Origin of the sequence: Microbacterium sp. MTN4-26 (genome assembly GCF_042846595.1) — a bacterium.
Taxonomy (GTDB): Bacteria; Actinomycetota; Actinomycetes; order Actinomycetales; family Microbacteriaceae; genus Microbacterium; species Microbacterium luteum.
In genome coordinates this window covers 108,765-126,883 of record NZ_BTGO01000006.1, presented here as the reverse complement: position 1 = coordinate 126,883, position 18,119 = coordinate 108,765, and the positions used below count along the sequence as shown (strand labels likewise).

Annotated in this window: 21 protein-coding genes; all 21 read right to left on the bottom strand. The window is 69.5% G+C overall.

Going from position 1 to position 18,119, the window contains the following annotated elements; translation table 11 throughout:
* On the bottom strand, positions 1 to 369 hold the full coding sequence (gene rplN, locus ACGG9C_RS06790; protein ID WP_071044924.1) for a 50S ribosomal protein L14: 369 nt from the start codon (positions 367 to 369) through the stop codon (positions 1 to 3).
* Positions 366 to 704 (bottom strand): 30S ribosomal protein S17, encoded by a 339-nt coding sequence (gene rpsQ / locus ACGG9C_RS06785; protein WP_075807117.1) that lies wholly within the window; start codon positions 702 to 704, stop codon positions 366 to 368. Before rpsQ ends, rplN begins: the two co-directional genes overlap by 4 nt.
* The gene (gene rpmC, locus ACGG9C_RS06780) at positions 704 to 1,012 is read right to left on the bottom strand and encodes a 50S ribosomal protein L29 (protein WP_071044923.1); all 309 of its coding nucleotides are present in this window, start codon (positions 1,010 to 1,012) and stop codon (positions 704 to 706) included. Before rpmC ends, rpsQ begins: the two co-directional genes overlap by 1 nt.
* Positions 1,012 to 1,431, bottom strand: coding sequence for a 50S ribosomal protein L16 (rplP, locus tag ACGG9C_RS06775; RefSeq protein ID WP_071044922.1), 420 nt, complete (start codon positions 1,429 to 1,431; stop codon positions 1,012 to 1,014). Before rplP ends, rpmC begins: the two co-directional genes overlap by 1 nt.
* Positions 1,431 to 2,177, bottom strand: a complete 747-nt coding sequence (rpsC, locus tag ACGG9C_RS06770; RefSeq protein ID WP_071044921.1) for a 30S ribosomal protein S3 — start codon at positions 2,175 to 2,177, stop codon at positions 1,431 to 1,433. Before rpsC ends, rplP begins: the two co-directional genes overlap by 1 nt.
* Positions 2,177 to 2,575 carry a 50S ribosomal protein L22 gene (gene rplV / locus ACGG9C_RS06765; RefSeq protein WP_071044920.1) on the bottom strand — a complete coding sequence of 133 codons (399 nt, stop codon included), beginning with the start codon at positions 2,573 to 2,575 and terminating at the stop codon, positions 2,177 to 2,179. The genes rpsC and rplV overlap by 1 nt, the downstream gene beginning before the upstream one ends.
* Positions 2,576 to 2,601: 26 nt before the next feature.
* Positions 2,602 to 2,883 carry a 30S ribosomal protein S19 gene (gene rpsS / locus ACGG9C_RS06760; RefSeq protein WP_045246805.1) on the bottom strand — a complete coding sequence of 94 codons (282 nt, stop codon included), beginning with the start codon at positions 2,881 to 2,883 and terminating at the stop codon, positions 2,602 to 2,604.
* Between the two features lie 13 nt (positions 2,884 to 2,896).
* Positions 2,897 to 3,736, bottom strand: a complete 840-nt coding sequence (gene rplB, locus ACGG9C_RS06755) for a 50S ribosomal protein L2 (protein WP_071044919.1) — start codon at positions 3,734 to 3,736, stop codon at positions 2,897 to 2,899.
* Positions 3,737 to 3,761: 25 nt separating this feature from the next.
* Positions 3,762 to 4,082 carry a 50S ribosomal protein L23 gene (gene rplW / locus ACGG9C_RS06750; protein WP_071044918.1) on the bottom strand — a complete coding sequence of 107 codons (321 nt, stop codon included), beginning with the start codon at positions 4,080 to 4,082 and terminating at the stop codon, positions 3,762 to 3,764.
* Complete coding sequence (gene rplD / locus ACGG9C_RS06745; protein ID WP_071044917.1) at positions 4,079 to 4,741, bottom strand: 50S ribosomal protein L4; 663 nt, start codon at positions 4,739 to 4,741, stop codon at positions 4,079 to 4,081. Before rplD ends, rplW begins: the two co-directional genes overlap by 4 nt.
* A gap of 4 nt (positions 4,742 to 4,745) precedes the next feature.
* A complete protein-coding gene (rplC, locus tag ACGG9C_RS06740; protein WP_286721358.1) occupies positions 4,746 to 5,405 on the bottom strand; it encodes a 50S ribosomal protein L3 in 660 nt (219 codons plus the stop codon).
* A 10-nt stretch (positions 5,406 to 5,415) separates the two neighbouring features.
* Positions 5,416 to 5,724: a 30S ribosomal protein S10 gene (gene rpsJ / locus ACGG9C_RS06735; RefSeq protein WP_039403048.1), complete on the bottom strand. Its 309-nt coding sequence runs from the start codon at positions 5,722 to 5,724 to the stop codon at positions 5,416 to 5,418.
* Positions 5,725 to 6,311: 587 nt separating this feature from the next.
* Entirely contained in the window at positions 6,312 to 7,505 is a 1,194-nt protein-coding gene (tuf, locus tag ACGG9C_RS06730; RefSeq protein ID WP_071044915.1) for an elongation factor Tu, read from the bottom strand.
* Between the two features lie 143 nt (positions 7,506 to 7,648).
* Positions 7,649 to 9,763 carry an elongation factor G gene (gene fusA / locus ACGG9C_RS06725; RefSeq protein ID WP_390178420.1) on the bottom strand — a complete coding sequence of 705 codons (2,115 nt, stop codon included), beginning with the start codon at positions 9,761 to 9,763 and terminating at the stop codon, positions 7,649 to 7,651.
* Between the two features lie 128 nt (positions 9,764 to 9,891).
* Entirely contained in the window at positions 9,892 to 10,362 is a 471-nt protein-coding gene (gene rpsG / locus ACGG9C_RS06720) for a 30S ribosomal protein S7 (protein WP_050722490.1), read from the bottom strand.
* Positions 10,363 to 10,367: 5 nt separating this feature from the next.
* Positions 10,368 to 10,736 carry a 30S ribosomal protein S12 gene (gene rpsL / locus ACGG9C_RS06715; RefSeq protein ID WP_071044913.1) on the bottom strand — a complete coding sequence of 123 codons (369 nt, stop codon included), beginning with the start codon at positions 10,734 to 10,736 and terminating at the stop codon, positions 10,368 to 10,370.
* A 292-nt stretch (positions 10,737 to 11,028) separates the two neighbouring features.
* Positions 11,029 to 11,538, bottom strand: coding sequence for a hypothetical protein (locus ACGG9C_RS06710; RefSeq protein WP_071044912.1), 510 nt, complete (start codon positions 11,536 to 11,538; stop codon positions 11,029 to 11,031).
* Complete coding sequence (locus ACGG9C_RS06705; RefSeq protein WP_194383812.1) at positions 11,535 to 13,274, bottom strand: DUF5684 domain-containing protein; 1,740 nt, start codon at positions 13,272 to 13,274, stop codon at positions 11,535 to 11,537. The genes ACGG9C_RS06710 and ACGG9C_RS06705 overlap by 4 nt, the downstream gene beginning before the upstream one ends.
* Positions 13,271 to 15,757 (bottom strand): transglutaminase-like domain-containing protein, encoded by a 2,487-nt coding sequence (locus ACGG9C_RS06700; RefSeq protein WP_194383813.1) that lies wholly within the window; start codon positions 15,755 to 15,757, stop codon positions 13,271 to 13,273. Before ACGG9C_RS06700 ends, ACGG9C_RS06705 begins: the two co-directional genes overlap by 4 nt.
* Positions 15,754 to 17,136, bottom strand: coding sequence for a DUF58 domain-containing protein (locus ACGG9C_RS06695; protein ID WP_194383814.1), 1,383 nt, complete (start codon positions 17,134 to 17,136; stop codon positions 15,754 to 15,756). Before ACGG9C_RS06695 ends, ACGG9C_RS06700 begins: the two co-directional genes overlap by 4 nt.
* Entirely contained in the window at positions 17,133 to 18,098 is a 966-nt protein-coding gene (locus ACGG9C_RS06690; protein WP_071044908.1) for a MoxR family ATPase, read from the bottom strand. Before ACGG9C_RS06690 ends, ACGG9C_RS06695 begins: the two co-directional genes overlap by 4 nt.
* Between the last annotated feature and the right edge of the window lie 21 nt (positions 18,099 to 18,119).

The window sequence follows — 18,119 nt, the reverse complement described above, 5'->3', positions numbered from 1 at the left end:
TCAGATGACCTCCGGGGCGAGCGAGACGATCTTCATGAACTTCTTGTCGCGAAGCTCACGGCCGACCGGTCCGAAGATGCGGGTGCCGCGGGGCTCCCCGTCGTTCTTCAGGATGACGGCGGCGTTCTCGTCGAACTTGATGTACGACCCGTCGGGGCGACGGGTGTGCTTGACGGTGCGGACGACGACGGCCTTGACGACATCACCCTTTTTGACGTTTCCGCCGGGGATGGCGTCCTTGACCGTGGCGACGATGGTGTCGCCGAGGCCCGCGTAACGGCGGTTCGAGCCGCCGAGGACGCGGATCGTCAGCAGCTCTTTGGCGCCGGTGTTGTCGGCGACCTTCAGCCGGGACTCGTTCTGAATCACTTTGCCTTCTCCAGGATCTCGACGAGACGCCAGCGCTTGGTCGCGCTCAGCGGGCGGGTCTCGTTGATGACGACGAGATCACCGACGCCGGCGGTGTTGGCCTCGTCGTGCGCCTTCACCTTCGAGGTGCGGCGCATGACCTTGCCGTAGAGGGGGTGCTTCACGCGGTCCTCGACCTCGACGACGATCGTCTTGTCCATCTTGTCGCTGACGACGTAGCCGCGGCGGGCCTTGCGGTAGCCGCGCGCATCGGCGTCACGCACGTCGTGCTCGGCGTGCTCGTGACCGGGAACCTGGTCCGCGGCCTCGGCAGCTGCCTTCTTCGTGGTGGCCATCACTCAGCCTCTTCCTTTTCGGCCTTGTCGGCGTCATCCGCCTTCTTGGCCTTGCTCTTCTTCGCCTTCGTCTCCACCGGTGCGGGCGTGGCACGGATGCCGAGCTCGCGCTCGCGGATCACGGTGTAGAGCCGCGCGATGTCGCGCTTGACCGCACGGATGCGGCCGTGGCTCTCCAGCTGCCCGGTGGCCGACTGGAAGCGCAGGTTGAACAGCTCTTCCTTGGCCTTGCGCAGCTCCTCGACGAGGCGCTGGTCTTCGAACGTGTCCAGCTCGCTGGTCGCGAGCGTCTTGGTGCCGATCGCCATTACGCGTCGCCCTCCTCGCGCTTGATGATGCGTGCCTTCAGGGGCAGCTTGTGGATTGCGCGGGTCAGCGCCTCACGAGCGAGTTCCTCGTTGACGCCCGAGACCTCGAAGAGGACCCGGCCCGGCTTGACGTTTGCGACCCACCACTCCGGCGAACCCTTTCCGGAACCCATGCGGGTCTCGGCCGGCTTCTTGGTCAGCGGTCGGTCGGGGTAGATGTTGATCCACACCTTTCCGCCACGCTTGATGTGACGCGTCATGGCGATACGAGCGGACTCGATCTGACGGTTGGTCACGTAGGCGGGGGTCAGCGCCTGGATGCCGAACTCACCGAACGACACCTTGGTGCCACCGGTGGCCTGGCCACCGCGCTTGGGGTGGTGCTGCTTGCGGTACTTGACCTTGCGGGGGATGAGCATTACGCCGACGCTCCTTCTGCGACCGGGGCCTCGCTTCGGGGGCCACGGCGGCGGTCACCGCGCTCGCGCGACGGCTTCTGAGCCGCCTGCTCGCGCGCCAGTTCCTTGTTGGTGAGATCGCCCTTGTAGATCCAGACCTTCACGCCGATGCGACCGAAGGTGGTCTTGGCCTCGTAGAAGCCGTAGTCGATGTTCGCGCGGAGGGTGTGCAGCGGCACACGGCCTTCGCGGTAGAACTCGGAGCGGCTCATCTCGGCGCCGCCGAGGCGGCCCGACACCTGGATGCGCACACCCTTGGCGCCGGCGCGCTGCGCGCCCTGCAGGCCCTTGCGCATCGCGCGGCGGAACGCCACGCGAGCGGCGAGCTGCTCAGCGATGCCCTGGGCGACCAGCTGAGCGTCGGTCTCGGGGTTCTTCACCTCGAGGATGTTCAGCTGGATCTGCTTGCCGGTCAGCTTCTCGAGGTCGCCGCGGATGCGCTCGGCCTCGGCGCCGCGGCGGCCGATCACGATGCCCGGACGGGCGGTGTGGATGTCGACGCGGACGCGGTCACGCGTGCGCTCGATCTCGATGTTGCTCACGCCGGCACGGTCGAGCTGCTTCTGCAGCAGCTGACGGATCTTGATGTCCTCGGCGACGTAGTCGGCGTAGCGCTGGCCGGGCTTCGTCGAGTCGGAGAACCACCGCGACACGTGGTCGGTGGTGATGCCGAGGCGGAAGCCGTACGGGTTGACTTTCTGTCCCATTACTTGCTCGCCTTCTTCGAGTTGGCAGCCGGCGCGGTCTCGGCGACCTCGGGCGTCGACAGCACGACCGTGATGTGGCTCGTGCGCTTCTTGATCTGGAATGCGCGACCCTGGGCACGGGGCTGGAAACGCTTGAGCGTCGTGCCCTCGTCCACGTACGCGTTCTTCACGTACAGGTCCTGGTCATCCAGGTACTCGCCGTCCTTGTCGGCCTTCACGCGAGCGTTCGCGATCGCCGAGGCGACGAGCTTGTAGATCGGCTCGCTCGCACCCTGCGGCGCGAACTTGAGGATGGCCAGGGCCTCCTCGGCCTGCTTGCCCTTGATGAGGGCAACGACACGACGAGCCTTCTGAGGGGTCACGCGGATGTGTCGCACGCGGGCGATGGACTCCACCATTTCTCTCTCCTCTCAGCGCCCCCGCGTCAGCGGCGGCGGCCCTTCTTGTCGTCCTTCTCGTGGCCGCGGAAGGTGCGGGTGGGCGCGAACTCGCCCAGCTTGTGGCCGACCATGGTCTCGGTCACGAACACGGGGATGTGCTTGCGACCGTCGTGCACGGCGATCGTGTGGCCCAGCATGGCCGGGATGATCATCGAGCGACGCGACCAGGTCTTGATGACGTTCTTCGAACCCGCCTCGTTCTGCGACACGACCTTGCGAAGCAGGTGCTCGTCGACGAAGGGGCCCTTCTTGAGACTGCGTGGCATCTTCTGTTCCTACCTACTTGCGCTTCTTGCCGGCGGTGCGACGACGGACGATGTACTTGTCGCTTTCCTTGTTGGGGTGGCGGGTGCGACCCTCCGGCTGACCCCACGGGGTGACGGGGTTGCGACCACCGGAGGTCTTGCCCTCACCACCACCGTGCGGGTGGTCGACCGGGTTCATGGCGACACCGCGCACGGTCGGGCGGACGCCCTTCCAGCGCTTGCGGCCGGCCTTGCCCCAGTTGATGTTCGACTGCTCGGCGTTGCCGACCTCGCCGATCGTCGCGCGGCAACGCGCGTCGACGTTGCGGATCTCACCCGAGGGCAGACGCAGCTGCGCGTACGGGCCGTCCTTGGCGACCAGACGCACCGAGGCGCCGGCCGAGCGGGCCATCTTCGCGCCGCCGCCGGGGCGGAGCTCGATGGCGTGGATCACCGTACCGGTGGGGATGTTGCGCAGCGGCAGGTTGTTGCCGGGCTTGATGTCCGCGCCGGCACCCGACTCGACGATGTCGCCCTGCTTGAGCTTGGCGGGCGCCAGGATGTAGCGCTTCTCACCGTCGGCGAAGTGCAGCAGCGCGATGCGCGCGGTGCGGTTGGGGTCGTACTCGATGTGAGCGACCTTCGCGTCGATGCCGTCCTTGTCGTTGCGACGGAAGTCGATCACGCGGTACTGGCGCTTGTGTCCACCGCCGATGTGGCGGGTGGTGATGCGGCCCTGGTTGTTGCGTCCACCGGTCTTGGCCAGCGGACGGAGCAGCGACTTCTCCGGCGTCGATCGGGTGATCTCGGCGAAGTCGGCCACCGACGAGCCGCGGCGACCGGGGGTCGTCGGCTTGTACTTGCGAATAGCCATGTTTGTCTCGTCCCTTACCCGACCGTCAGTTGACTGCCGTGAAGATGTCGATGGAGCCCGACTTCAGCGTGACGATGGCGCGCTTGGTGTCCTTGCGCTTGCCCGTGCCGAAGCGGGTGCGACGGGCCTTGCCGACGCGGTTGATCGTGTTGACGCCCGCGACCTTCACGCCGAAGATCTTCTCGATCGCGGCCTTGATCTCGGTCTTCGAGGCGCGGGGGTCCACCAGGAAGGTGTACTTGCCCTCGTCGATGAGTCCGTAGCTCTTCTCCGAGACGACCGGCTTCAGGATGATGTCGCGCGGGTCCTTGTTGGATGCCGTCTGCAGGACGTTGTCCGTGCTCATGCCGAGACCTCCTCGGTGGCGGCGCTCTTCGACGCGACGAACGCGTCGTAGGCGGCCTTGGTGAAGACGATGTCGTCGGAGACGAGCACGTCGTAGGCGTTCAGCTGGTCGAACGACAGCACGTGGACGAACGCGAGGTTGCGCACGCTCAGGATGCTGCGCTCGTCGTCGCGGTCCACGACCACGAGCACGTTCTTGGTGGCGCCGAGGCCGGTGAGGACCGACGCTGCGGCCTTGGCCGACGGGCCGTTCTCGGTGCCGAAGGCCTCCACGATGTGGAGGCGCTCGCCACGGGCACGGTCGCTCAGCGCACCGAGCAGGGCGGCGGCGATCATCTTCTTGGGGGTGCGCTGCGCGTAGTCGCGCGGCTTCGGCCCGTGGACGATGCCACCACCGGTCATGTGCGGCGCACGGATGGAGCCCTGACGGGCGTTACCCGTGCCCTTCTGCTTGAAGGGCTTGCGGCCGGCACCGGAGACCTCACCGCGACGCTTGGTCGAGTGGGTGCCCTGGCGAGCCGCCGCGCGCTGCGCGACGACGACCTGGTGGATCAGCGGGATGTTCGTCTTGACGTCGAACAGCGCGGCGGGAAGCTCAACCGAACCGGCGTTCTTGCCGTCGGCGCTGCGGACGTCGAGCGCGAGAGTCGAGTCGGCCATGAGATCAGGCACCCTTCACTGCGTTGCGGACGTAGACGGTGCGGCCACGCGCGCCGGGGACGGCGCCCTTGACGAGCAGCAGGCCCTTCTCGGCGTCGACGGCGTGCACCGTGAGGTTGAGGACGGTCACGCGCTCGCCGCCCATGCGGCCGGCCATGCGCATGCCCTTGAAGACGCGGCTCGGGGTCGCCGAGGCGCCGATCGAACCGGGCTTGCGGTGGTTGCGGTGCGCACCGTGCGAAGCGGAGACGCCCTTGAAGTTGTGGCGCTTCATGACACCCGCGGTGCCCTTGCCCTTGCTGGTGCCGACGACGTCGACCAGCTGGCCCGATGCGAAGACGCCGTCCACCGTGAGCTCCTGACCGAGTGAGTAGTCAGCAGCGTCCGCGGTGCGGATCTCGGTGAGGTGGCGACGCGGGGTCACGCCCGCGGCCTCGAAGTGGGCCGTGAGGGGCTGGTTGACCTTGCGGGGATCGATCTGGCCCGCGGCGATCTGAACGGCGTTGTAGCCGTCCTTCTCGACCGAGCGGACCTGGGTGACCACGTTGGGGGCCACCTCGATGACGGTGACGGGGACGAGCTTGCCGTCCGCGTCCCAGACCTGGGTCATGCCGAGCTTGGTGCCCAGCAGGCCCTTGGAAACCTTGGTGTTGATGTCAGCCATGGATCGGACCTCAGAGCTTGATCTCGATGTTGACGTCGGCCGGCAGGTCGAGGCGCATCAGCGAGTCGACGGCCTTGGGCGTCGGGTCGACGATGTCGATCAGGCGCTTGTGGGTGCGCATCTCGAAGTGCTCGCGGCTGTCCTTGTACTTGTGGGGCGACCGGATGACGCACACGACGTTCTTCTCGGTCGGGAGGGGCACCGGGCCCACGACCGTCGCGCCCGCACGGGTCACGGTGTCGACGATCTTGCGCGCCGAGGAGTCGAGACCTGCGTGGTCGTACGACTTCAGGCGAATGCGGATCTTCTGTCCCGCCATTGTCTGCTCACTCTCTTTCTCGCGTCTTACCGCGGTGTTCCCCTTGCGGGGCACAGCGCAGGCATCGGACGCACACGGCGCTTTCGCGCCCTGGCACTTTCGTCCCGCTCTCGCGGGTTCTGCTGCACCGCTGTTCTGATGTCAATCCGGACATCGGGTGTCCGGCCGGCACTCGCACGCACGGGAGTGCATCCCGCTCGAGGAGGTGTCGGTGTGGTGTTCTGCTACCCGCGGCCTAGGTCCTCGCGCGTCTGGCTCGAAGAGTTCGATGCGCCGCCTATGCACTGCCCTGGCAGTGATCCGGCGGCGCACAGAAGCGCACGCCGGAATGTGGAACCTGACTAGCTTAGCCGCGGGTCGACATCCCACGCAAACCCGGGCGTGTCGCGCTGGGTCGACTCCCAGGAACGACACGCCGGAGAGCGCCGGTACGGACACGACGAAGCCCCCGAGGTTTCCCCCGGGGGCTTCGTGGATCTCGAGTGGAGATCTCGCGAGGAGATCTCGATACGCCGCCTGACGGCGGCTACTCGATCTGAGCCGACGCCGCGTCAACGCGCGCTATGCGCGCATTGACCCGGCACGGCTCACTTCAGGATCTTGGTGACGGTGCCGGCACCGACGGTGCGGCCACCCTCGCGGATGGCGTAGCCGAGGCCCTCCTCCATGGCGATCGGCTGGATGAGCTCGACCGTCATGTCGGTGGTGTCGCCGGGCATGACCATCTCGGTGCCCTCGGGCAGCGTGATGACGCCGGTGACGTCGGTGGTGCGGAAGTAGAACTGCGGGCGGTAGTTCGTGAAGAACGGGTTGTGACGCCCACCCTCGTCCTTGGAGAGGATGTAGGCGGTGCCCTCGAAGTTCGTGTGCGGGGTGACCGAACCGGGCTTCACGACGACCTGGCCGCGCTCGACGTCGTCACGCTTGGTGCCGCGCAGGAGCAGACCACAGTTCTCGCCGGCCCAGGCCTCGTCGAGCTGCTTGTGGAACATCTCGATACCGGTGACGATCGTCTTCTGCGTCGGGCGCAGACCCACGATCTCGACCTCGGAGTTGATGGCCAGGGTGCCGCGCTCGGCACGGCCGGTGACGACGGTTCCACGACCGGTGATCGTGAAGACGTCCTCGATCGGCATCAGGAACGGCTTGTCCTTGTCGCGCACCGGGTCGGGCACGTTCTCGTCGACGGCCTCCATGAGGTCGAGGACCGACTGGACCCACTTGTCGTCGCCCTCGAGCGCCTTCAGACCGGAGACCTGCACCACGGGGGCGTTGTCACCGTCGAAGTCCTGGCTCGACAGGAGCTCGCGGACCTCGAGCTCGACGAGCTCCAGGATCTCCTCGTCGTCGACCATGTCGGCCTTGTTGAGCGCGACCACCAGGTAGGGCACGCCGACCTGCTTGGCCAGCAGCACGTGCTCGCGCGTCTGGGCCATCGGGCCGTCGGTGGCGGCGACCACGAGGATCGCGCCGTCCATCTGGGCGGCACCGGTGATCATGTTCTTGATGTAGTCGGCGTGACCCGGGGCGTCCACGTGAGCGTAGTGGCGCTTCGGGGTTTCGTACTCGACGTGCGAGATGTTGATCGTGATGCCGCGCTGGCGCTCCTCGGGCGCCGAGTCGATCGACGCGAAGTCGCGCTGCACGTTGGTGGCCGACGGGTACTTGTCGGCGAGCGTCTTCGAGATCGCCGCGGTGAGCGTGGTCTTGCCGTGGTCGACGTGACCGATCGTTCCGATGTTCACGTGCGGCTTGGTCCGCTCGAACTTGGCCTTAGCCACTGGGTCCTCCTCAGGACGTCGTGTAGATCTTCCGGGCGCTGGATTGCGACCGGTCGTCTACGGGGATGGTTGTCAGTCTAATAGACGGGTCTGTATTCAGTTTGCGAGCTTCCGGGGCCGCCGTGACGGCCCCGGAAGCAGGGCTACTCGCCCTTGTTCTTCTGGATGATCTCCTCGGCCACGGCCTTGGGAACCTCGGCGTAGCTCTCGAACTCCATCGAGTACACGGCGCGGCCCGAGGTCTTCGAGCGCAGGTCGCCGATGTATCCGAACATCTCCGACAGCGGCACGCTCGCGCGCACCACCTTGACGCCGGCGGCGTCTTCCATCGACTGGATCTGTCCACGACGCGAGTTCAGGTCGCCGATGACGTCGCCCATGTACTCCTCAGGCGTACGCACCTCGACGGCCATGACCGGCTCGAGGATCACGGGGCCGGCCTTGCGGGCGGCCTCCTTGAAGCCCATCGAACCGGCGATCTTGAACGCCATCTCCGACGAGTCGACATCGTGGGATGCGCCGTCGAGGAGGGTCGCCTTCACACCGACCATCGGGTACCCGGCGAGGATACCGACGTTCATCGCGTCCTGGAAGCCCGCATCCACCGAGGGGATGTACTCGCGGGGGATGCGACCACCGGTGACCTTGTTCTCGAACTCGTAGATCTTGTCGCCCTCGACCTCCATGGGCGCGAGGCCGAACTGGATCTTGGCGAATTGACCCGAACCACCGGTCTGCTTCTTGTGGGTGTAGTCGTGCTTGTCGACGGTCTTCTTGAGCGTCTCGCGGTAGGCCACCTGGGGCTTTCCGACGTTCGCCTCGACCTTGAACTCGCGCTTCATGCGATCCACGAGGATGTCCAGGTGCAGCTCGCCCATGCCCTTGATGACGGTCTGACCGGTCTCGGCGTTGAGCTCGACGCGGAACGTCGGGTCCTCTTCGGCGAGCTTCTGGATGGCCAGCGAGAGCTTCTCCTGGTCGGCCTTCGTCTTCGGCTCGATGGCGACCTCGATGACGGGCTCCGGGAAGGTCATCGACTCGAGCACGACCTGGCTGTCGGAGTCCGAAAGGGTGTCACCGGTGGTGGTGTCCTTCAGACCGATCACGGCGTAGATGTGACCGGCGGTGACCGAGTCGACCGGGTTCTCCTTGTTGGCGTGCATCTGGAAGATCTTCCCGACGCGCTCCTTCTTGCTCTTGGTCGAGTTCACGACCGCCGAGCCGGAGTCCAGGTGTCCCGAGTAGACGCGGATGTAGGTCAGGCGACCGAAGAAGGGGTGCGAGACGACCTTGAACGCGAGGGCCGCGAAGGGCTCGTCGCGGTCGGCGTGACGCTCGATGATCTTCTCTTCGTCCTTGGGGTCGTGCGCCTCGATGGCGGGCACGTCCAGGGGCGAGGGGAGGTAGTCCACCGTCGCGTCGAGCATCGGCTGCACACCGCGGTTCTTGAACGCCGAGCCGCAGAGCACCGGGTACGCCTCGCCGGCGATGGTGAGCTTGCGGATCGCGCCCTTGATCTCCTCGGGGGCGAGCTCCTCGCCGCCGAAGTACTTCTCCAGCAGCGCGTCGTCGGACTCGGCGACGGCCTCGAGCAGCTTCTCGCGGTACTCCTCGACCTTGTCGACCATGTCTGCCGGGATCTCTTCGATCTCGTACTTGGCGCCCATGGTCACGTCGCCCTTGGCGTCGCCGGGCCACACCAGGGCGCGCTTGTAGATGAGGTCGACGACGCCGACGAAGTCGTTCTCGGCTCCGATGGGCAGCTGCAGCACGAGCGGCTTCGCCTTCAGGCGGCTGACGATCGTGTCGACGGTGAAGTAGAAGTCAGCACCCAGCTTGTCCATCTTGTTGACGAAGCAGATGCGGGGGACGTTGTACTTGTCGGCCTGACGCCACACGGTCTCCGACTGGGGCTCCACGCCCTCTTTGCCGTCGAAGACGGCGACGGCACCGTCGAGCACGCGGAGCGAGCGCTCCACCTCGACCGTGAAGTCGACGTGCCCGGGGGTGTCGATGATGTTGACCTGGTTGCCCTCCCAGAAGCACGTCACCGCAGCGGAGGTGATCGTGATGCCGCGCTCCTGCTCCTGCTCCATCCAGTCGGTGGTGGCAGCGCCGTCGTGCGTCTCGCCGATCTTGTGATTGACGCCCGTGTAGAACAGGATGCGCTCGGTCGTCGTCGTCTTGCCGGCATCGATGTGCGCCATGATGCCGATGTTGCGGACCTTCTTGAGGTCGGTGAGCACGTCTTGTGCCACGGGGTGTCCTTACGTGTAGTGACGGATGGATGCGTTTCGTCTCGCGCTGCTCGCTCAACGACCGTGGGTTCCGGTCGTTGAGCGAGCGGCGAAGCCGCGAGTCGAAACGCGGCGACGCGGAGCGCGGGTTACCAGCGGTAGTGCGCGAATGCCCGGTTCGACTCGGCCATCTTGTGGGTGTCCTCACGACGCTTGACCGCGGCACCCAGGCCGTTCGAGGCATCCAGGATCTCGTTCTGGAGGCGCTCGGTCATCGTCTTCTCACGACGACCCTTGGCGTAGCTGACGAGCCAGCGCAGCGCGAGGGTGTTCGCGCGGTGCGGCTTGACCTCGACCGGCACCTGGTAGGTCGACCCGCCGACGCGGCGGCTCTTGACCTCGAGGGTCGGACGCACGTTGTCGAGGGCCTTCTTCAGCGTGGCGACCGCGTCCTGGCCGTTCTTGGCCTCGACGCCGCGGAGGGCGTTGTACACGATCGACTCGGCGAGCGACTTCTTGCCGTCGACGAGGATCTTGTTCACCAGCTGGCTGACGATCGGTGCACCGTAGACCGGGTCGTTGACAACGGGGCGCTTCGGGGCGGGTCCCTTACGAGGCATCTAACTCAACCCTTCTTCGCGCCGTAGCGGCTACGGGCCTGCTTGCGGTTCTTGACGGCCTGGGTGTCCAGGGCGCCGCGAACGATCTTGTAACGCACACCGGGGAGGTCCTTGACACGACCGCCGCGCACGAGCACCAGCGAGTGCTCCTGCAGGTTGTGGCCCTCACCGGGGATGTACGCGGTGACCTCGGTGCCGTTGCGGAGCTTGACACGGGCGACCTTGCGCATCGCCGAGTTCGGCTTCTTCGGGGTGGTGGTGTACACGCGGGTGCACACGCCCGCCTGCTGCGGGTTCGCCTTCAGCGCCGGAGCCTTGGTCTTGGCGACCTTGGGGCTGCGGCCCTTGCGAACCAACTGCTGAATGGTTGGCACGTTCTCTCTACTCTCGTTGTGCTGCGCGGGGCTGGAGCCGTCGCACAGGTGCTGCACGGTGACAGCGTTCGTGGTTTCACCACAGATCCGACGTGCAGAACAATCGTGCTGCACGCGTTGTCGGATATGCCGTGGGGGTGGCCTGTTCGCAGACCGTTCCCGGGATGAGGCGACCTCGCGGACCCGTCTGGCATGCCGAGACACGGCAGACGGCGCGCGCGGACGCACACCCGATCCATGATACGCGCTGGCACCGAGGGGGGTCAAACGAGTGTCGGATCCGCCCGCGGCCTCACAAGAGCAGAAGAAGCACCAGGGCGCCGGCGGCGAGGACCACGCCCACCCCGATCCCGGCGAGGAGCAGGAACGCCCGGCGCCGACCGCGGCGTCGCTCGCGCGAGCGGGCGGCGCGGTCCGGGGCGGGCCCTTGCGGACGACGGGCCGACGCCGGGCTGCGGCGCGCCACGAACGGCTCGGCGGTTCGCGGCGCGACCGGGTCGAAGGCGCCGTCCGGTACGGCTGCGGTGCGCACGAGCGGTCGTTCGGCCGTGATCGCGGGGTCTGCGGCGCGGGAGCCGCGCACGCGGACGGTCGTCGCGTCGGGGCGACGCCGCCGCTCGGCCGCAGGTGCCGTCGGCGCGTCGTCGATCCGTCGTCGCGCGAGCTGGGTCGGCGGCTCCGGATCCCGTCGTCGCGAGCGGGCCGTCACGTCTTCCGCGCTGTCGCCGGACCCGGCGCGCTCGCGGCGCGAGATCCGAGTCGCCTCGTCGGGATCGACGTCGTCGTGCGGATCGCCGGTCACGAGGCGGCGGCCTCCTCGAGGCGGAGCTCGGCGTCGCCGAGCAGGAAGCGGGGGGTGAGGCGGGTGACCGCACCCGGCTCCACGTCCGTCTCGTCCTCGTTGTCGGCGATGAGCACGACGCCGTTGGTCGAGTCGAGGTCGACCACGGCCCACACGTCACCGCGCAGCTCGAGCCGGGCGTGCGTCTTGGAGACGGTGCGGGTCGGGTCGCCGACGGTGATCAGCTGCGCCTGCGGGAAGGCCGCATCGACGCTCGGCCGGCGCCCGACGATCGCGACTTCCTCGCTGAGGGGGATGCGCTCCCCGTCGGGGGCCACCAGCACCCAGCCGGTGCGGCGACGTCGCGTGACGATCGTGTGGTCGGCGAGCTCCTCGTCACGGCTGACGTCGGCGAAGCGCGCGGACACCGAGGATCGAGCCGACAGCGGGGAGCCCGCCACGGGCGCTCCCACGATGGCGGAGACCCCACCGTCGTCGGGGAACGCGTCGTCGTCGGACGACGAGGGGGCGGCGGCATCGCGCGCGACGGCGGGAGCACGGGTCACGGGCGGCGGGGTGGGCGCAGCCGGCGGTGCCGGGGGGACGGCGGGCGAGGATGTCGGCTCGCCGGGCGCGGCGGGCTCGGCGTTCTCGGGCGACGCCGCCGGTTCGGCGGGCTCGGGCGGCACGGACGGTTCGACGAACTCACGCGGGGCGGGGCGCTCGGGCGGCACGGGCGGATGGGACTCGTCCACGACGGGCGCGGACGGCACGGCGGAGATCGGGGCCGGAGCCCCGGGCACGGCGTCGGTGACCTCGCCGGTGAACTCCCCCGGCACGCTGAGGTCGAAGCCGTTCCAGGCCGGGCGCGCCGTCGACCGGCGCAGCGGCGGCGGCACCTCCTCACGATCCTCGACCGCCGGCTCCGCCGCGGAATCGACCCCGGGGAGGTCGGCCGGGCGCGGTGGCGCGATGACGGGCGCGGCCGTGACGGGCGGCGGCGGGGCGGCCGCGCCACCGTCATCGTCATCGTCATCGTCATCGCCCGACGGCTTCTCATCGAGCAGGGCGCCGGGCACGGGATCGTCGACGGCCGAGTCGGTGTCGGGGTCCTCATCGAGCACTTCCGGCCACCAGTCCGCGAAAGGAGACCGCGCCTCGGACGTCTCGGCGGCCGGCGTCGATGCGGCGTCGGCCGGTGGCTGCTCCGGTGCGCGCGTGGGCGCCCAGCCGGCCAGGCCCGCCGCGGCGGGGCGCTCGCCGTCCTGACTCTCGGCCGCCTCCTCGGCGACGCCGAACGATGCGGGTGTCCCGTCGAAGCCGCGGGCGTAGACCGGGTCGGCCACATCGCCGTGGGTACGGCGTCGCGGCGCACCGGCGTCATCGGCCCCGATCCAGCGGGCGGAGCCGAAGCCCAGCACCGTCGCCCAGACCGGCGGCAGCAGCACCGCGAGCACGGTCATTCCGCCGCCGTAGCCGAACGCGCGACCCACCCGGTGAGCGGCGAGCACGAACACCACGAACACGATCACGGGACCGGCCACAGGCAGAAGGATGAGCAGCACGCTCCACCACGGGTAGCCGGCGAGCTGGAAGAGGACGCCGAGGTTGTAGACCGGCACCCAGCCCTTCCAGGCCGCTTCCCCGGACTTGCGGAACAGCGCCGACAGCGCGATGGCCGTCCACACGTAGAGCAGCACGCTGACCACGAGCGAGGTCGCCGTGACGGCGACGAGTGCGGTGGAGTCGGTGTTCATGGTGCGGTGCGCGCTCGCCGGGGCGAGCCGCGCTCCCCCCTTTCGGCGAGACGTCGGCGGCGGCCGCCCGCCGGGGCGGCCTGACGCATGAATGATCTCAGAGAAACGGATGCCGCGAGCGCGCGCCACACACCCCGCTCGGTGCGCAGCGCGCGTCGCCGCGCGTCGACGTCGCGCCAGAAGCTCTCGGCCTCGTCGGGGGTCGCGCCGCGTCCGGAGAAGGTCGCGGCATCGGCGGCCGCCGCGATCCGACCGCCGTCGGGCAGCTCCCAGAGCTCGGCCACCTCGACCCGGGTGCGGGCACCGGGCGCCTCGCGGCGGGCATCGGCGGCCGCGTCGACGATCTCGTCCCACCCGCCGGCGATCCGCTCCGCCGGCGTGGGGGCGCGGCGTCGTCCGCGCCGGCGCGCGGCCTTCGCGGCGATGACGGCCGCGAAGGGGCCGAGCAGAAGCAGCGCGATCAGGAGCACGATCGACGTCGTCCGGAGGACCGGCCACAGCCACGCCAGATCGAGCCCGGCGCGGTCCTCGTCGTCGCGGGCGGCGGCGTCATCCTGCTGGGTGGGATCCGGCGGCACGACCTCCTCGACGGCGTCGGGGCGCACGTCGGTGACGTTCTCGGGGTCACGCTGCTCGGTCGTGTCCAGGTTCGGCGAGCGCGTGTGCTGGGGCGTGGTGTCCATCGGCACCCACGCCCCGGTGGCGGTCTGCACCTCCACCCACGCGGCGAGATCGCCCGCGGTGCACACACCGTCGTCGCACACCGACGCGGAGTCGTCCTCGGACTGGAGTCGTGTGCCGACGACGACGCGGGCGGGGAAGCCCAGCTCCTCGGCGATGAGGGCCGCGGCGACGGCGAACTGCTCGTCGTCGCCGACCGCGGCGACGAAGTTGTCGGCGGCGACGGCCTGGGGGTCGGACTCGCGCTGCAGCAGGCGCGTGAACATCTGATCGATGCGAGCGAGGGAGTGGCCTGCAGCGGCGGGCTGGAACCGGTAGTCGACGAGGTCCTCGACCCACCGCGAACCCGCTTCCGGCTCGGTGAGCCCGTGGCTGAGGTATCCGCGGTCGCGCAGCAGGTCGATCAGTCCCACGAGCGCCGCACCGTCCGATCCGGTGCGGTGCTCCTCGACCCACGTGCGCAGGCTCTCCGGCGCCTCAACCGCGGGCGTCGTGCCGGGTGCGGTCATCGCCGCCGGGTCGACGGTCTCGGCCACCGAAGCGACGAGGCGATAGCCGTCACCGGCGCGAAGCCCGCCGCCGGCGGTCTGGACGCCCGCGGCGTCGTCGGCGCTGTAGTAGAACCCGTCGGCGAGGGCGCTCGCACGCTCGCCGACGAAGGCGACCTCGACGAGATCGCCGGCCGTCGGCATCCACACGCTTCCGAGATCCGCGATGCCGACCTCGAGGACGGCGCTCTCACCCGGCTCCGCCGCACGGGTGGACGGAACGCGCACGAAGCGCGTCTCCGGCTCGGTGCGGTAGACCTCACCGTCGTACCCGTCGAGGGTGGCGATGCGGATGCGGTCGACCTCACCCTCTTCGACGTCGACGGTGAAGAGCACGTCGTCGTAGCGCTCGTCGTCGAACGAGGCCCGATATGCCGCGAGCGGACTGATCTCGGCGGACAGGTCGATCTCGGGTGCGGTGAGGCTGCGCAGCACGTCGCGGTTCAGCCCCTGCGCGCCGAGCGGGACGACCGCGACGGCGACGATCACGGCGAGGGTGAGCATCCCGGCGGCCGTCCAGGCCCGTGCCGCAGATCCGCTGGCGGCGCGGCGCGTCACGCGCGCTCGACCGGCACGCTCGAGGGCGCCGGCACGCTGGGCGCGCCCGCGCCAGACGAGCCACAGCAGCGCGGCCGTGAGAGCCGACGCCCCCACCGCGGTCTCCACGGGAGCCGGCAGCGCGACCGGGCCCATCACGAGGGTCTCGCTCACGGTCGTGCGCCCGAAGAGCAGGCCGAATCCGACCATCGCCAGCCCGACGGGCACGGCGGCGTACGCGCGTGCATCGCGCCGCCAGGACAGCAGCAGCATCGCGCACGTTCCGCCGAGGAAGACCACCAGCGCCGGCACCAGCAGGTTGCGGTACGACCCTACGGGCAGATCGACGGTCAGCAGGTCCTTCCACCCGAACACGGCTCCGGTGAGGACATCACCGAACGCGAGCGGCAACTGGGCGATATCGGACAGCCGCGTCGGAGCGGCGACGACGACGCCGACCGCGAACAGGGCACCGATCAGGATCGCCGCGACGATCCATCCGCCCCACCCGAACCGCTGCGCGCACACCGCCACGGCGGCGCCGATCGCGGCTCCGGCGGCGACGACCACGAGGAAGTGCGGTGCCGCGTACACCGGCCAAGCCGCGGTCGCGGCGATCACGACGATCGCGAGCGTGAAGGCGGCGCCCGCGAGGAATCGTCCCGGACCGCCGACCGGCTGCCGTGCCGGGCGCGCCGCGGCGCTCGAGCCGCTCACGCGGTCGCCCCGCGGACGAGGAGGCCGGCGAGGTCGTCGATCGTGCCGACGGTGAGCACCGTCATGCCGCTGACGGCCTGCATGCGCGGGTGCGCCCGTTCGTCGCAGCGCACCCCGACGACCGTCGCATCGGCGGGGAAGTGCAGCGCGGCCTGACGCAGGCGCGACAGCGGCACGCGGGAACCGGTCACCACGAACGCGATCGACAGGCGCTCGCCCGACTCCCCCGCCACACGGCACACCTCGCCGACCGGCATCGTCGTCTCGAGAAGGTCGATCCCGCTGAAGCCGTCGAGCATCCCACGCGGGGACACCGCCGGCACGCGCTGCACGGCGCGCAGGCGACCGCGGATCACCCGCGGCACGTCGCCGCCGGCCACGATGTCGACCTCCCGCGCGTCACGGACCGCCCGCAGGCCGATGGAGGCCGCGCACGAGACGGCGAGCTCGAACTCGTCGGCATCGGCGTATTCGTCCTGCGCGATCGCGAGGATGACGGCCATGCGCGATCGCCGGGTCTCCTCGTACTGCCGCACCATGAGCCGCCCGGTCTTGGCGGTGGACTTCCAGTGCACCTGCCGGCGACTGTCGCCCGGCGCGTATTCGCGGATGGCGTGGAAGGCCATGTCGGCATCCACGAGCCGCCGCGTCGGGAAACCCTCGAGGTCGCGGATGAGCCCGGCGCTCGTGGACGGGAGGGCCACGGTGCGCGGATGCACGTACAGGTCGTGCACGTCGGGGAAGGCGTGTTCGCGTCGCAGCAGGCCGAGGGGGTCCGCCCGCACGGTCGTGGCGGGCCCGACCGAGACGATCCCGCGGCGCAGGTCGGGAAGCTCCAGCGGGTCGTCCACCGCGTGACCGGGCCGCAGCAGCGGCACCTCCACCTCGACCAGGCCCTCCCCCACGGGGATGTCCAGGCGCCCGGGGAGCGTCGTACGCGGGCCGGTGTTGCGCACGCCGATCGCGCCGGCGACGGCCGATCCCGCGACGGCGCGCTCGTGCGCGAGGGAGAGATCCACGGCGTAGGAGCGCGCCCCGAAGAGGAACGGCACGGCCGTCGCGAGCAGCACGAGCGCGATGACGGCGGCCACCAGCCATTCCACCCACCCGAAGACGAGGCCGAAGACCAGGCCGACGGTCGCGGCGACGACCACGAGCACGCCCGCCGGACGCACGGTGCGCGCGGACCACCGCGCCGCCTGGGCGACGGCCGCCACGACCACGCGGGTCACGCGCGTGAGCCCCACGACCGCACCGACGAGCGCCCGATCGCGTCGCGTGCCCGACACGTGCGTGCCGGTCGCGCCGAACGTCGTCGACCCGCCGGCGGTGTCGCCGCGGGTGGATGTGCGGGTCAGTCGGGAGTCGGTGGGCGTCATACCGCCTCGCGTCGCGTGGGCGGTTCGACATCCAGCAGCACCTGGCCGACCACGGCTTCCGGGGTGACACCGTCGAACTCGGCCTCGGCGTGCAGGATCAGGCGATGCGCGAGCACCGGCACGGCGAGCGCCTTGACGTCGTCGGGCGTGACGAAGGTGCGCCCCTGCGCGGCGGCGCGTGCGCGGGACGCGCGCGTGAGGGCGAGGGCCCCGCGGATGCTCACGCCCAGGCGCACCTCGTCGGCCGAGCGCGTCGCGTCCACGAGGCGTGCGATGTAGTCGAGCACGAGAGCGTCGGCGTACACGGTGGCGGCCAGGTCGGCCATGCCGACCAGCGCCTGGGGGGTGATGATCGGGTGGAGCTCTTCGGTGGCGATGGCCGCGCCGTCGAGGATGCGCACCGTGGCAGCGTGGTCGGGGTAGCCGAGCGAGGTGCGCATGAGGAAGCGGTCCAGCTGGGCTTCCGGAAGCCGGTAGGTGCCGGCCTGCTCGACCGGGTTCTGGGTCGCCAGCACCAGGAACGGCACCCCCACGGCACGGCTCACGCCGTCGATGGTGACGTGCCCCTCCTCCATGACCTCCAGGAGCGCCGCCTGCGTCTTCGGGCTCGCACGGTTGATCTCGTCGGCGAGCACGATGTTGGCGAAGATCGGTCCCGCGTGGAACTCGAACACGCCCTGCTTCTGGTCGTACACGCTGATGCCGGTGATGTCGCCGGGAAGCAGGTCCGGCGTGAACTGGATGCGCGTGTTGGTGCCCTGCACCGACTGCGCGATGGCGCGGGCGAGCGAGGTCTTGCCGGTACCGGGCACATCCTCCAGCAGCACGTGTCCGTCGCTGAGCATCGCGGTGAGCACCAGTTCGACCACGTGGCGCTTGCCCAGCACCGCGCGCTCGACGTTGTCGGCGATCTGCGCGAAGGTCTGGGCGAACCAGGTGGCCTGTTCCTGCGTGATGGTCATCGTTCCTCGTTCGTTCGGGCC